The organism is Aurantibacter sp. UH7, from assembly GCF_056839165.1.
Window position 1 is genome coordinate 2,231,118 of record NZ_CM166388.1, and the last position, 14,491, is coordinate 2,245,608.

General features: G+C 33.3%; 14 protein-coding genes. All 14 read left to right on the forward strand.

All coding sequences use genetic code 11. The features are described from left to right. The first annotated feature begins 36 nt into the window (after positions 1–36). The 14 genes from UH7x_RS09525 (at position 37) to UH7x_RS09590 (ending at position 14,468) form a co-directional block, all read left to right on the forward strand. Positions 37–660, forward strand: coding sequence for a hypothetical protein (locus UH7x_RS09525; RefSeq protein ID WP_482363494.1), 624 nt, complete (start codon positions 37–39; stop codon positions 658–660). A gap of 17 nt (positions 661–677) precedes the next feature. After that, positions 678–1,109, forward strand: coding sequence for a nitrous oxide reductase accessory protein NosL (locus UH7x_RS09530; protein ID WP_482363495.1), 432 nt, complete (start codon positions 678–680; stop codon positions 1,107–1,109). 81 nt (positions 1,110–1,190) lie between these two features. Continuing rightward, entirely contained in the window at positions 1,191–1,655 is a 465-nt protein-coding gene (locus UH7x_RS09535) for a pyridoxamine 5'-phosphate oxidase family protein (protein ID WP_482363496.1), read from the forward strand. 1 nt (position 1,656) lies between these two features. Next, positions 1,657–1,950, forward strand: a complete 294-nt coding sequence (locus tag UH7x_RS09540; protein ID WP_482363497.1) for a cupin domain-containing protein — start codon at positions 1,657–1,659, stop codon at positions 1,948–1,950. Continuing rightward, entirely contained in the window at positions 1,950–3,188 is a 1,239-nt protein-coding gene (locus UH7x_RS09545) for a nitrous oxide reductase family maturation protein NosD (RefSeq protein ID WP_482363498.1), read from the forward strand. The genes UH7x_RS09540 and UH7x_RS09545 overlap by 1 nt, the downstream gene beginning before the upstream one ends. After that, positions 3,185–3,892 carry an ABC transporter ATP-binding protein gene (locus UH7x_RS09550; protein WP_482363499.1) on the forward strand — a complete coding sequence of 236 codons (708 nt, stop codon included), beginning with the start codon at positions 3,185–3,187 and terminating at the stop codon, positions 3,890–3,892. The genes UH7x_RS09545 and UH7x_RS09550 overlap by 4 nt, the downstream gene beginning before the upstream one ends. Then, positions 3,885–4,667, forward strand: a complete 783-nt coding sequence (locus tag UH7x_RS09555; RefSeq protein WP_482363500.1) for an ABC transporter permease — start codon at positions 3,885–3,887, stop codon at positions 4,665–4,667. The genes UH7x_RS09550 and UH7x_RS09555 overlap by 8 nt, the downstream gene beginning before the upstream one ends. A gap of 58 nt (positions 4,668–4,725) precedes the next feature. After that, a complete protein-coding gene (locus UH7x_RS09560) occupies positions 4,726–5,247 on the forward strand; it encodes an acyl-CoA carboxylase biotin carboxyl carrier protein subunit (protein WP_482363501.1) in 522 nt (173 codons plus the stop codon). Positions 5,248–5,282: 35 nt separating this feature from the next. After that, positions 5,283–6,755: an acetyl-CoA carboxylase biotin carboxylase subunit gene (locus UH7x_RS09565; RefSeq protein WP_482363502.1), complete on the forward strand. Its 1,473-nt coding sequence runs from the start codon at positions 5,283–5,285 to the stop codon at positions 6,753–6,755. 27 nt (positions 6,756–6,782) lie between these two features. Further along, positions 6,783–8,324 carry an acyl-CoA carboxylase subunit beta gene (locus UH7x_RS09570; RefSeq protein WP_482363503.1) on the forward strand — a complete coding sequence of 514 codons (1,542 nt, stop codon included), beginning with the start codon at positions 6,783–6,785 and terminating at the stop codon, positions 8,322–8,324. A 25-nt stretch (positions 8,325–8,349) separates the two neighbouring features. Then, positions 8,350–9,705 carry a methylmalonyl-CoA mutase subunit beta gene (locus UH7x_RS09575; protein WP_482363504.1) on the forward strand — a complete coding sequence of 452 codons (1,356 nt, stop codon included), beginning with the start codon at positions 8,350–8,352 and terminating at the stop codon, positions 9,703–9,705. Beyond that, positions 9,698–11,884, forward strand: coding sequence for a methylmalonyl-CoA mutase (gene scpA, locus UH7x_RS09580; protein WP_482363505.1), 2,187 nt, complete (start codon positions 9,698–9,700; stop codon positions 11,882–11,884). Before UH7x_RS09575 ends, scpA begins: the two co-directional genes overlap by 8 nt. 186 nt (positions 11,885–12,070) lie before the next feature. Continuing rightward, positions 12,071–12,478 carry a response regulator gene (locus UH7x_RS09585; RefSeq protein WP_482363506.1) on the forward strand — a complete coding sequence of 136 codons (408 nt, stop codon included), beginning with the start codon at positions 12,071–12,073 and terminating at the stop codon, positions 12,476–12,478. 133 nt (positions 12,479–12,611) lie between these two features. After that, positions 12,612–14,468, forward strand: coding sequence for a PAS domain-containing sensor histidine kinase (locus tag UH7x_RS09590; protein WP_482363507.1), 1,857 nt, complete (start codon positions 12,612–12,614; stop codon positions 14,466–14,468). The last annotated feature ends 23 nt before the right edge of the window (positions 14,469–14,491 follow it).

The following is a 14,491-nucleotide window of genomic DNA, read 5'->3' on the forward strand; positions in this document are numbered from 1 at the left end:
AAATTAAAATTTGAAAATCAATAAAAGTATAAGAAAATGAAAAAGGCAAGTATTATCATGATGATTGGCCCATTGTTTTTATTGGGGTTATTTTCTTTTCCTTTATGGAATATTATGTTGGGAGCACCGCAATATCCTGATCCATTAGGAATGAACATTCATATAGACGGTATACGCGATGTTAACGAGTTCGATTTGAAAAATATTGATGGGTTAAATCACTATATTGGTATGCGTACCTTACCAAAACCTGAGGACATGTGGGAGTTTAGTGCCTTTCCGCTTGTTATCGGTAGTATGGTTGCGTTAGGAGTTTTAATTGGCCTATTAGGTTACTTCAAAAAAGTGAGCTATAAATGGTTTTTAGGATGGTTTGTTTTAATGAGCATTCTTGGTGTTTTGGGCATGTACGACTTTAATGCATGGATGGTAGATTACGGCACCAATCTTGATCCACATGCAATTATGAAACTCAGTAACGCTGATGGAACGCCCATGACTTATAGTCCACCACTTCTTGGTAAAGCTGATATGCTAAATTTTCAAGTTACTTCATTGCCATCAATGGGAGCATGGCTCATGTTTGTTGGAATGATGCTAACTGTTTTGGCATTCTTCATAGGTTGGAAAAATCGCAATTTTAGACCGATTCAAGAATAATCTAAAATAAATCTAGAATGAAAAATTATTCAATCATTGGAACTTTAGTTTGTTTTATACTATTAGGATGTACTTCTAGTCCTAAAACAATTGCATATGGGTCTGATGGATGTCATTATTGTAGTATGACTATTGTGGACAAACAGCATGCAGCACAGTTTATGACAAAAAAAGGTAGAACATATTCGTTTGATGCTTCTGAGTGTATGCTTAATCATTTAAAAGAGATAGATAAAGCAACAGTTGCTCAGTTTTTAGTTAACGATTATAATATGCCTGGAGAAACAATAGATGCTACCACTGCCACCTATTTAATAAGTAAAAATATCCCAAGTCCTATGGGCGAATATCTAACAGCATTCGGCAACTTAGAGGTTGCAAAAAAAGCGCAAACAGAAAATGGTGGAGAGTTATTTAATTGGGAAAAATTGCAATCAAAATTTAAGTAAATCGAATTAATTTTTTGATGTCAAAACCAATAGTTTATTGCACTAGAATTTGAGGTGCTAACGGAAAGTATTTAAAATGTTATGACTAAAGATTTAGAAATAGAAGAGTGTAAGTTTTTTTTGAGCAATAATTATCTAGGACATCTTGCGTATATTTCTGGTAGAGAACCTTTTGTAACCACTGTAACTTATTTATATGATGCGGCTGAAAATAGTATACTAAGTTATACGGCTAATGGTCATAAAATTGATGCCATGCGAAAACATGATCGAGTATCGCTACATGTAGAAAATATTACCTCAATTCAAGAATGGAATTCTGTTTTGGTTCATGGAGATTTTGAGGAGATAGAAGGGAGTAGCGCTAAAAAATATCTAAGAAATTTTTCACAGGGCGTACAAGATACAATTGAACGTCTAGAAATAGAAAAACCGAAGTTTATTGGTGATTTTTCGAGTCGGTTACAAGAGCGCAAAATGCCCATTGTTTTTCGAATTAAAATTAAAGGGATTACAGGAAGAATAAGAACGCCTAAAACAATCTAAAATGTATGAAGTAAGTAATAAAATAGCGGATCAAAAATTTGAGAAGTTACATGTAGAAATTCTAGTGGAAACCTCTAAATACGATATTTTGACTATTAGTTTGGAGAAAGATGCAGTATTTCCAGAACACAGTTCACCAACAGATGCAGTGTTGATTGTTTTAGAAGGAGATATAGTTTTTCATATTGATGGAGAGCCATATCACTTAACAAAACAACAAAGTTTTAGTTTTCCAAAACGAACAGAGCATTGGGTAAAAGCAACCACTGATTCAAAATTTTTGATAGTTAGATAATGAGATTCTCGCAAATGTTCTATGTTTTGGTATTACTCTTTTTTAGCAATTTGCTATGGGGAAATACTATTACAATATGTGCAAATTGTGAGGTTAAAACCATTTCTAAAGGTGTAAAGGTAGCAGCTGAATTCGATACACTATTAGTTAAAAAAGGAACTTATAAAGAATACAATATTCTTATTGATAAACCATTAACGATAATAGGTGAGAACTATCCAATTATAGATGGAGAAGAGAAAGGAGAAATTATTCGCATCGTTTCTGATAATGTTACCATAGACGGACTTTTTATCATTAATGTAGGCACAAGTTACACATCAGATTATGCGGCTATTCGTGTTGTAAAAAGTGAAAATTTTGTTATTCAAAATATAGTTTTAGAAAAGTTGTTTTTTGGAATTTATTTAGAAAAATCGAACAATGGAAAAGTCTATCATAACAAAATAATCGGTGATGCAATAGATGAGTATAACTCAGGTAACGGTATTCAACTTTGGTATTCAAAAAATATAGTTGTTGAAAAAAATATTGTACAACATGTACGTGATGGTATTTATTTAGAATTCTCTGATAATATCACCATAAAAGATAATACTAGTACTGATAATTTACGCTACGGCCTCCATTTCATGTTTTCTAATGATGATATTTATACCAATAATCTATTTGAAAATAATGGTGCTGGAGTTGCAGTTATGTTTTCTAAACGGATAAAAATGGTTAATAATACGTTCAGAAAGAATTGGGGTACAGCTGCTTTTGGCATGCTTTTAAAAGAAATTAATGATGCGGAAATTACAGGTAACACTTTTGAAGAAAATACTATTGGTGTAAATATAGAAGGGTCTAATAGAATTGTTTATGAGAAAAATAATTTCATTAAAAACGGATGGGCTATAAAAGTTCTTGGAGCCTGTTATGCCAATACTTTTAGCAGAAATAATTTTTTACATAATTCTTTTGACATCTCCTATAATAGTAAACTTAACGATAATGTCTTTGATCAAAACTATTGGAGTGAGTATACAGGGTATGATTTAGATAAAAATGGAATTGGAGATGTACCATACCGCCCTGTAAAATTATTCTCTTATATCGTAAATAAAACTCCAGAAACAATTGTGTTATTAAGAAGTTTATTCATGGATATTATAGATTTTTCAGAGAAAGTATCTCCCGTATTCACCCCGGACAATTTGTTAGATGCTAACCCTTTAATGAAGAAAGCATTATGATACAAGTAGAAAATTTATATAAAAAATTTGGCAAAAATGAAGTGCTATCCGGCCTTAATCTAAAAATAGATAAAGGTGGTATTTTCGCAGTGTTAGGTCCAAATGGTTCAGGTAAAACAACACTAATTAAGAGTGTTTTAGGTATGGTTGTGCCAAATTCAGGCACTATTTATGTAGGCGGTACTACAATTAAGAAAAACTGGAAATACCGTAAAGAAATCAATTACCTTCCACAGATTGCTAATTTTCCTGGTAACTTAAAAGTGAAGGAACTCATTCGTATGATTAAAGACTTACGTCAAATGCCCAGTGATGAGGAGGTTTTAATTTCACGCTTTGGATTGGAATCATTTTTAGATAAAAAACTGTCGACACTTTCGGGTGGTACCAAGCAAAAAGTAAATATTGTTTTAGCTTTTATGTTCGAAAGTCCATTGCTTGTTCTAGATGAACCAACAACAGGATTGGATCCTGCTTCATTAATTCATTTAAAAGCTTTGATAAAGCAAGAAAAAGCAAAAGGAAAAACTATTTTAATTACGTCTCATATAATGCAGTTTGTAGCAGAGATAGCAGACGAGATTGTTTACTTATTAGAAGGCAAAATATACTTTAAGGGCAGTATTGAAGAATTAAAAACCAAGACACACCAATCTGATTTAGAACATGCCATTGCGGCCATAGCAACCACCACCAATGTTTAAAATATTAAAATATAGTTTTTACGACCTTATTCGTAGTCGATGGAGTTACGTATATTTTCTATTCTACCTAATTTTAGGTTTTGTATTGCTGTTTTTGAACAATGATGTGTCGAAAGCAGTGATTACATTAATGAATATCATAATTGTTTTGGTGCCATTAATAGGAACAATTTTTGGAGTCATGTATTTCTATAACTCAAAAGAATTTACAGAGCTTTTATTGGCACAACCTATTAAACGTTCTTCTATTTTTTTAGGTCAATATTTGGGTGTAGCGGGTTCATTGGCATTAAGCTTAGTGTTAGGTTTAGGTATTCCGTTTGTTGCCTATGGAATCTTTAAAAGTGATGCTATTTTTGATTTTTCTTTGCTATTGGTAAATGGGGCATTCTTAACATTAATTTTTACTGCCTTGTCTTTTAATATTGCACTTTCCAATGAAAATAAAATTAAGGGTTTTGGTTATGCGGTTTTACTTTGGCTTTTTATGGCTGTAATTTATGATGGCCTCTTTTTAATGTCTTTAATTATTTTTAAAGAATACCCCTTAGATACTTTTTCTTTGGTAGCTACAATGTTTAATCCTATTGATTTATCTCGAACCTTAATTCTTTTAAAGTTAGATATATCTGCTTTGTTAGGTTACACAGGGGCTGTTTTCAAGCAATTTTTTGGAACTAATCAAGGACTGATTGTTTCATTGTTGATGCTAGTATTATGGACGGTTTTACCTGTTTGGAGACTTGTAGCTATATCTAAAAAGAAAGATTTTTGACGTTACTCTTCATATATTTTAGGACTAAAATTATTGATATCAAAGAAAACTAAGATTTTTGATACCTTTAGTCTGTACTAATTCTCACAATTCAAAATCGCCTATGGCTTATGCTGTTTCAGTAAATAATGTCAAAATAAAATTATCTCCAGACGAAATAGAAAATCTAGATTTAATTGAAAATGGCACCAATGCTTTCCATGTAATTAGCGGAAATCAATCGTATTCAATAAGTGTAGAGCATGCTAATTTTTCGAAAAAAAAGTTAACATTATTCCTTAATGGCAATAAGTATGAAATTGATATTGCTGATTCACTGGATCAAATGGTGAAGGAAATGGGTTTGTTAACTGCAGTCGTACAGAAGGTTAATGAGATAACCGCTCCTATGCCGGGTTTAATGATTGATATTTTAGTGTCAGAAGGACAAACAGTTGAGAAGGGAACACCACTTGCTATACTTTCGGCCATGAAAATGGAAAATGTACTACTTTCTGAGGGTGAAGGAATTGTGAAGTCTGTGAAAGTAAAAAGGGATGATGCTGTAGAAAAAGGTCAGATGATAATTGAGATGGAATAACTGATTAGAGAACTTTATTCCAAAATAAATTTTTAATGAAGAAAATATTAGTTGCCAATAGGGGTGAAATAGCGCTTCGAGTTATGAAGACTATTCGAAAAATGGGTATAAAAAGTGTAGCAGTATATTCAGAAGCTGACCGCAATTCTCCGCATGTGAAGTTTGCAGATGAGGCTGTCTTTTTAGGTAATTCCGCTTCTAATGAATCATATTTAGTTATAGAAAAAGTAATTGAGGCAGCTAAGAAAACAGCAGCAGATGGTATTCATCCTGGTTATGGATTTTTAAGTGAGAATGCTGAATTTGCCAAAAAAGTTGCTGAAAATGATATGATTTTTATCGGACCCAAAGCACATGCAATTGAGGTGATGGGTAATAAATTAGCAGCAAAGGAAGCAGTTAAATCATATAATATACCAATGGTGCCTGGCATTGATGAAGCTGTAACCGATGTGACATTGGCGAATAGTATTGCTCAAAAAATTGGCTTTCCGATTTTAATAAAAGCAGCTGCAGGTGGTGGTGGTAAAGGAATGCGGGTGGTAGAATCGCTAGCCGAATTGCCAGAACAAATGAATCGTGCTATTAGTGAAGCTGAGTCTGCTTTCGGTGATGGGTCAGTCTTTATAGAGAAGTATGTTGGTTCGCCAAGGCATATAGAAATCCAAATTCTAGCAGATTCGCATGGCAACATTGTGTATCTTTTTGAAAGAGAATGTAGTGTACAAAGAAGACATCAAAAAGTAGTAGAAGAGGCGCCTTCTGCTGTGCTGACACCAGAAATTAGAAAAGCGATGGGCGATGCAGCTATTAAGGTGGCTAAAGCTTGTGATTATTTAGGTGTTGGGACGGTTGAGTTTTTACTTGATGAAAACAAGAATTTTTATTTTCTTGAAATGAATACTCGACTACAAGTTGAACATCCGGTAACAGAAATGATTACTGGTATCGATTTAGTAGAACAACAAATTAAAGTTGCCAGAGGTGAAAAAATAGAATTTTCCCAAGAAGATTTAGAGATTTCTGGTCATGCATTAGAAGTAAGGGTATATGCCGAAGACCCACTAGAAAATTTTATGCCAAGTATTGGAGTTTTATCGACTTATAAAAAACCAAAAGGGAAAGGAATTCGTGTAGATGATGGATTTGAAGAAGGTATGGAAGTTCCTATTTATTACGACCCTATGCTTTCTAAATTGATTAGTTATGGCAAAAATAGAGAAGAAGCCATTCAGTTAATGATTGATGCGATAGATGCGTATAAAGTAGAAGGGGTTTCTACTACATTGTCGTTCGGAAAGTTTGTATGTGAACACGATGCATTTAAATCAGGCAATTTTGATACGCACTTCGTGAAGCATTATTATTCTAAGGAAAAAGTGCAGGAACAAAGAGCTGATGAGCAAAAAGTTGCGGCAATGGTTGGTCTTAAGCTATATTTAGAAAATAAAAAAAATCTAAAATTACCTGTTTCTGAAGATTCTAATTGGCATAAAAACAGGGTATAGTTATTCAAATAAGTGTGAATTTTTATAATGAGCGATAAACAACAGGTACTTAAAGATAAAATAGCAAAATCTCATATAGGAGGAGGAAAAGAAAGAATCGATAAGCAACATGCTAAAAGAAAATTGACTGCTAGAGAACGTATTCATTTTTTGGTTGATGAAGATTCTTTTGAAGAAATGGGCGCATTAGTAACCCACCGTACTAAAGATTTCGGTATGGAAAAACAAATTTTTTATGGCGATGGTGTAGTAACTGGTTATGGTACTATTGATGGTAGAAAAATTTGTGTTTACGCCCAAGATTTTACGGTTTTCGGTGGGGCCTTATCGGAAACACATGCAGAAAAGATTTGCAAGATTATGGATTTAGCAATGAAGATTGGCGTTCCAGTAATTGGACTAAATGATAGTGGTGGAGCACGAATTCAAGAAGGTGTTCGCTCGCTAGGCGGATATGCAGATATTTTTCATAGAAATGTAATGGCATCGGGGGTAATTCCTCAAATTTCTGCTATTATGGGGCCCTGTGCTGGCGGTGCAGTTTATTCTCCTGCGATGACAGATTTTACGCTAATGGTTGAAAATTCTAGTTACATGTTTGTAACAGGACCAAATGTGGTGAAAACTGTAACTAATGAAGAAGTAACCTCTGAAGAATTAGGTGGCGCTAAAACGCATGCAACAAAATCGGGGGTAACCCATATGACCGCTGCAAATGATATTGCGTGTATTAATCAGATTAAGCAAATGGTTAGCTACATGCCTCAAAATTGCGAGGATATTCCTGTAGATATTCCATATGAATTAGGTAATGAGATTCGAGAAGAATTAGAAAATATAGTACCCGAAAATGCTAATCAACCATATGATATGCGGCATGTAATTAATGGTATTATTGATGAAAATACTTTCTTTGAAATTCATAAAGATTATGCCGATAATATTGTTGTAGGTTTTGCAAGGCTCGGTGGTAAAAGTATTGGTGTTGTTGCTAATCAGCCTATGAGTTTAGCGGGGGTTTTAGATGTTAATAGTTCTAAAAAGGCAGCTCGATTTACAAGATTTTGCGATTGTTTTAATATTCCTCTTTTGGTATTGGTAGATGTGCCAGGATTTTTGCCAGGTACTGACCAAGAGTGGAATGGCATAATTACCAACGGAGCTAAATTACTTTATGCGTTAAGTGAAGCTACTGTGCCTAAAGTGACAGTAATTACTAGAAAAGCTTATGGTGGTGCTTACGACGTTATGAATTCTAAACATATAGGTGCCGATTTAAATTATGCATGGCCGGGTGCAGAGATTGCAGTAATGGGTGCAAAAGGAGCTAGTGAGATAATCTTCCGAAAGGAAATTAGTTCTGCAGATAATCCTGATGCTAAGCTTGCAGAAAAGGAAGCCGAATATGCTGATAAATTTGCAAACCCTTATAGTGCCGCTGAACGTGGCTTTATAGATGAGGTAATTCTGCCAAAAAATACGCGTAGAAAATTGATTAAAGCGTATACTTTATTAGAAAATAAAGTAAGCACTTTGCCTAAGAAAAAACATGGAAATATACCTTTATAAATAGTTTTTTATAAAAATAACGAAGATGTCGAATTTGTCCTTGTTTGATGATTTTTCAGAGATTTCCGCGGAAGAATGGAAACAAAAAATTGTGTCCGACCTGAAAGGGTTAGATTATGAGAAAACTCTTGTTTGGCATTCTCAAGAAGGTATTTCTGTTCAACCTTATTATCATAAAGAGAATAGTGTTGCTAACAGTATTCAAAAAAGTAAAAATGGCTGGAAAGTAGGTCAATTTATTGAAGTTGATACTACAAACAAGGCTAATTTAAGAGCACTAGATGCGATAAAAAATGGCGCGGAAAGTATTTGGTTCGATATAGTTTCAGAAAATATTGATTTTAAAGTTCTATTGAACGCTATCGATTTAAAGTCGACTAAGATTCACATTCATTTTCAAAAGGTAACTGCTAAAAATAGGCAATCGATATTGCATTTTATTCAGAATACCAATAATGTGCAATTTCATTTCGATAGTCTTGGAAATCTTGCCAAAACAGGGAATTGGTTTTTAAATGAAAATGCTGATTTTAAGTTTTTAAAAAGTTTATTAGAAGACTCCCAAAAAAATACCATAACGGTAGATACTAGTTTATATCAAAATGCAGGCGCAACAATAGTTCAGCAGTTGGCCTATGCTATGGCACATGCCAATGAATATTTAAATCAAAATAATAGTAATGCTTTAAAAGTGTTGTTTAAAGTATCCATTGGGTCAAACTACTTTTTTGAGATAGCTAAAATTCGCGCACTTCGATTGTTATGGGCTACCCTAGCTTCTGAATACGAGTTGTCTGAAGAATGCTTCGTAATGGCAATCCCATCAAAACGAAACAAAACATTATATGACTATAATGTAAATATGTTGCGCACTAGTACCGAATGTATGTCGGCTGTTTTAGGCGGAGCCGATTTAGTATGCAATCTACCATATGATGTTCTGTATCACGAACCCAATGATTTTGGAGATAGAATAGCATTAAATCAATTATTGATATTGAAAAATGAAAGTTATTTCGATAAGGTTGATAATGCTGCTGAGGGTGCTTATTATATTGAATCTTTAACTCAAGAAATTGCTGAAAAGGCAGTAGTGTTATTTAAGAATATTGAAGAATCAGGGGGCTTTTTAACTCAATTGAAATCAGGTGTTATACAAACTGAGATTGAAAAAAGCGCATTGAAAGAACAGAAGGTTTTTGATAATAATGAAGCAGTTTTAATAGGTGTCAATAAATATCAATTTGCAAAAGATAAAATGAAGGACGCAATTGATGTTAATCCTTTTATAGTTAAAGATTTTGGTAAAACGCAGATTCAACCTATAGTTGAGAGTCGTTTGGCGAAAGCACTAGAGAAAAAAAGATTAGACGATGAGTAGAAAGAAGTTGCAACATATCGTCCTTAAAAAATCAACAATAAAATCAAAAGCAGTTGAAACTATAGTAGATAGTAGTAAAAATGTTTTTGAAACAGCTGAGAGTATTAGTGTAAAGGGACAATATTCAAATAATGATCTTTCAGCTATCAAACATTTAAATTTTGTTGCTGGAATTCCTCCATATTTACGTGGACCTTATTCTACAATGTACGTTAGAAGACCTTGGACGATACGACAATATGCGGGTTTTTCTACAGCAGAAGAAAGTAATGCGTTTTACAGAAGAAATTTAAAAGGTGGTCAAAAAGGACTTTCGGTTGCTTTCGATTTACCTACACATCGTGGGTATGATAGTGATCATGAGCGCGTAATTGGTGATGTCGGAAAAGCAGGAGTGGCAATTGATTCTGTTGAAGATATGAAGGTGCTCTTCAATGAAATTCCTTTGAATGAAATGTCTGTTTCTATGACCATGAATGGTGCTGTTTTGCCAATAATGGCTTTCTATATTGTAGCTGCAGAAGAGCAAGGCGTGTCTTTAAATGAACTAAAAGGTACCATTCAGAATGATATTCTTAAAGAGTTTATGGTGCGAAATACGTATATCTATCCGCCAAAACCCTCTATGCAATTGGTGGCCGATATTTTTGAATATACCAGTAAGTTTATGCCGAAATTTAATAGCATAAGTATTTCCGGATACCATATGCATGAGGCTGGAGCTACTGCAGATATTGAGTTGGCTTACACTTTAGCTGATGGATTGGAGTATGTTAAAACGGGACTAAAAACCGGATTAGATATTGATGATTTTGCGCCTCGTTTATCATTTTTCTGGGGAATTGGAATGAATCATTTTATGGAAATTGCTAAACTAAGAGCAGCCCGAATGCTCTGGGCTAAAATAGTAAAGCAGTTTAACCCAAAGAATCAAAAATCTTTAGCCTTAAGAACACATTGCCAAACAAGTGGTTGGAGTTTAACGGAGCAAGATCCTTTTAATAATGTTGCCAGGACAACTATAGAAGCAGCAGCTGCTGTTTTTGGTGGAACTCAGAGTTTACATACCAATGCTTTAGATGAGGCTATTGCTTTACCAACAGATTTTTCGGCACGAATTGCTAGAGAAACGCAGTTATATTTGCAAGAAGAAACACAAATAACAAAAACTGTAGACCCATGGGCAGGGAGTTATTATGTTGAATATTTAACGAATCAACTCGTTGAAAAAGCATGGGACTTAATACAAGAGGTTGAAGATTTAGGGGGAATGACGAAGGCAATTGAGGCCGGTATACCAAAAATGCGAATTGAAGAAGCTGCTGCTAAGAAACAAGCTCGAATAGATAGTGGTCAAGATATAATAGTTGGGGTTAATAAATATAAACTTGACGAAGAAGATGAACTGCAGATTTTAGAAGTTGATAATAAAGAAGTGCGAAGACAACAATTAGAGCGATTAGCCAAAACACGAGAGAATCGTAATGAAACAGTGGTGCAAACTGCTCTTGAAAAGCTAACTTCGGCTGCTAAATTTAAAATGGATGAGGGGCAGAAAACTGTAGTTTCGTCACAAAAAGAAGCAAACAATTTGTTAGCTTTAGCGGTAAATGCTGCTAGAGCTAGAGCGACCTTAGGGGAGATAAGTATGGCACTGGAGACAGTTTTTGGTCGGCATAAAGCGGTAATTAATTCATTTTCTGGGGTGTATTCAAAAGAAATAAAAGACGATAGTAGTTTTAAAAAGGCGCAAGAAATGGCAGATCGTTTCGCAGCGCAAGACGGTCGACGACCTAGAATAATGATTGCAAAAATGGGACAAGATGGCCATGATCGCGGGGCAAAAGTGGTCGCAACAGGTTATGCAGATTTAGGATTTGATGTAGATATTGGTCCACTTTTTCAAACTCCAGAAGAAGCTGCTAAACAAGCTGTTGAAAATGATATTCATATTCTTGGTGTTTCATCATTAGCTGCTGGCCATAAAACATTAGTACCTCGGGTAATAGCGGAGCTTAAAAAATATAAGCGAGACGATATTATGGTAATTGTAGGCGGAGTGGTTCCTAAGCAAGATTACCAGTTTTTATTCGATGCTGGTGCAGTAGCTATTTTTGGCCCAGGAACAAAGATTAGTGAAACGGCAATTCAAATTCTCGAAATTCTTCTTGATGAATGATATTTCAACTTCTTATACAAGTGTTATTCTTACCAATTAATGGTTTTTATAATTAAATTCTTACATTTATTAGAAATATAATGTAATTTTGTAGTCCAAAATATGTATAGTCTTCCCCTGATGAAATGATTTATAGCTAAACAATTTTAATATTAATTTCTGATTCACTTATAATAGAAAAATTCCATGCCAAAACAACTTGAATCTATCTTGTTATTAGATGATAATTATTCAACAAACTTTATTCATAAAAAGTTCATTGCTGGTGCAAAGTGTGCTAAGAACGTAGTTGATTTTCAAAGTGGTATAGATACTCTAGAATATTTAAACTCAACGGAAAACAAAATTCCAGAATTGATTTTTATAGATATCAATATGCCGATAATGAGTGCTTGGGAGTTTCTAGATAAATTTAATGAATTAGAAAGAGCTGATAAAAGCAATACCGTTATTATACTATTAACAACTTCATTAAGTCCTAAAGATGAGGAAAAAGCGGCCAATATTAGTCAAATAAATGGTATTTGGCTAAAGCCATTGTCAGAAGAAAAGATAAGTGCTATTGTTGAAAAATATTTTGAAATAAGCGATTAAAAATCAGATACATACAACAAAATAAAAATAGTTCACAACAAGTATTCTTGTTTTCCCAACATAAGAGTACAATTTTGGCTTGATAATCATATATTGTAGGAAAATTACTATAAAAATTAATAAATCCTACATAATGATTGAAAATAATCCCATTTCTAATTTAAACTTAGCTTGGTTAGAGCAAGTACCTTCTTCGATAGCTCTACTTGATACAAATTTCTGTTTAATTGATGCTTCAAAACAGTGGTTTGAAAAGTTTTCTTTTTTAAATGAGGATGTGAAAGGTAAGAATATCTTTGAGCTTTTTCCTAGATTATCAGATAATTGGAAAACAAAATTAGAATATGCCCTTGATGGTTTAAAGGATATTCAGATTATAGATAAAGGAGAAATTGGAACAAGTAATGAAAGTAGTTTTATATGGTATTTAAATCCATGGAAAGATGGTTATGGAAATAATATAGGCGTAGTCGTTAGTATTAAAGATGTAACGGAGACAAAGAAGTTGCAATTAGAGCTAAATCACACCAATAAGCTTTTAAGACAAAATGGGAGTATAGCTAAAGTAGGAAGTTGGGAGTACAATGTTGAAAAGGAGGAGGTTATTTTATCACCAATAGTAGTAGATATATTCGATATTCCACAAAATGCGCAGCTAACTTTAAATAATGTAATCAATTTTTATAAAAAAGATTCAGCTAAGAAAAAAATGGAACTTGCTATTCATGAGGCCATAAATAGTGGTGCTCCATGGGATGAGAATTTGGAAATGATTTCTTCGGATGGCCGACCACTTTGGGTAAATACTATAGGTCGTCCTAAATTTAAAGATGGAAAATGCGCCCGTATTATAGGTACTGTACAAGATGTTACATCAAAGTTCACAGTAATTAAAAGTGAAGAGAATGAGGTGGCTAAATCGAACTTAGAATATCGACAATTTTTTAAGGAATCCCCAATAGGTATGGCGATTACAGATTATGCTACAGGAAAATTTCTTGAGGTTAACAATGAGTTCTGTAATGTTACTGGTTTTAATAAAGATGAATTAAAAGGCAAGTCTTATAAGAGTTTTCAATTATTAAGTAATTCTTCAGACAAATGTAACATGTTGAAACAATTATCTGTAACCAATATGTTTGAATTAACAAGATTGAATTATACAGCTAAAAATGGAGAAAAGCGCAGTATTAATTTGAATGGCAAATTAATTTCAAGACCTAATGAGACCAAAAAGATAGTTACTTCAATTGTTAATGTTTCTGCTCCAAATTTGCGGAGTGCAAATTTGGTAAAGCAGGTTAATGATGCGAATGAAAATATAGATAAGTTGGTGAATTTTACCCACATGATATCTCATAATTTAAAAGGGCATGCTACAAATAACAAATTATTATTAAACTTTTTAGAGAAAGAAGATAGCGAAGTTGAACGTAAAAAATTGTTATCTATTCTAAAGGATGGAAATGAGAACGTCACCGAAACTATTAAAGGCTTACGGGAGATTGTTTCAATTAGTAATAATAAGAAACTTAAAAAAGAATCATTAGTAGTTAACGATTTTATTTATCGTGCGGAGCAACGATTAACTGGTTTAATTAAAAACGAAAAAGCAAAAGTGATTAATGAAATTAGCGATGATTTTGAAGTTAATGGTTTGTCAGCTTATTTAGAAAATATAATATTAAACTGTTTGTCTAATGCTATTAAATTTCGAAAATCAGAAAAGACTCCAGTTGTAGTAATTAGTGCAGAAAAGAATAAAACACATTCCATATTATCAATTGAGGATAATGGTGTGGGAATTGATCTAAGCAAAAATGAAAATAAACTATTTGGACTTTATAAAACCTTAGGAAATAATGGTGAGGCCAGAGGAATGGGCTTATATCTAACAAAATATCAGGTAGACTTAATGAAAGGTAAGATTGAGGTTGAAAGTAAATTGGGAGAAGGTTCAATCTTTAAAATATTTTTTCCAAATAAATGAGTTAATCATTAAAAAATTACTGT

Coding starts and splice junctions, on each gene's coding strand:
- UH7x_RS09585 (WP_482363506.1), top strand. CDS start 12,071: ATGCCAAAACAACTTGAATCTATCTTGTTATTAGATGATAATTATTCA.
- scpA (WP_482363505.1), top strand. CDS start 9,698: ATGAGTAGAAAGAAGTTGCAACATATCGTCCTTAAAAAATCAACAATA.
- UH7x_RS09590 (WP_482363507.1), top strand. CDS start 12,612: ATGATTGAAAATAATCCCATTTCTAATTTAAACTTAGCTTGGTTAGAG.
- UH7x_RS09540 (WP_482363497.1), top strand. CDS start 1,657: ATGTATGAAGTAAGTAATAAAATAGCGGATCAAAAATTTGAGAAGTTA.
- UH7x_RS09575 (WP_482363504.1), top strand. CDS start 8,350: ATGTCGAATTTGTCCTTGTTTGATGATTTTTCAGAGATTTCCGCGGAA.
- UH7x_RS09545 (WP_482363498.1), top strand. CDS start 1,950: ATGAGATTCTCGCAAATGTTCTATGTTTTGGTATTACTCTTTTTTAGC.
- UH7x_RS09565 (WP_482363502.1), top strand. CDS start 5,283: ATGAAGAAAATATTAGTTGCCAATAGGGGTGAAATAGCGCTTCGAGTT.
- UH7x_RS09555 (WP_482363500.1), top strand. CDS start 3,885: ATGTTTAAAATATTAAAATATAGTTTTTACGACCTTATTCGTAGTCGA.
- UH7x_RS09530 (WP_482363495.1), top strand. CDS start 678: ATGAAAAATTATTCAATCATTGGAACTTTAGTTTGTTTTATACTATTA.
- UH7x_RS09535 (WP_482363496.1), top strand. CDS start 1,191: ATGACTAAAGATTTAGAAATAGAAGAGTGTAAGTTTTTTTTGAGCAAT.
- UH7x_RS09570 (WP_482363503.1), top strand. CDS start 6,783: ATGAGCGATAAACAACAGGTACTTAAAGATAAAATAGCAAAATCTCAT.
- UH7x_RS09550 (WP_482363499.1), top strand. CDS start 3,185: ATGATACAAGTAGAAAATTTATATAAAAAATTTGGCAAAAATGAAGTG.
- UH7x_RS09525 (WP_482363494.1), top strand. CDS start 37: ATGAAAAAGGCAAGTATTATCATGATGATTGGCCCATTGTTTTTATTG.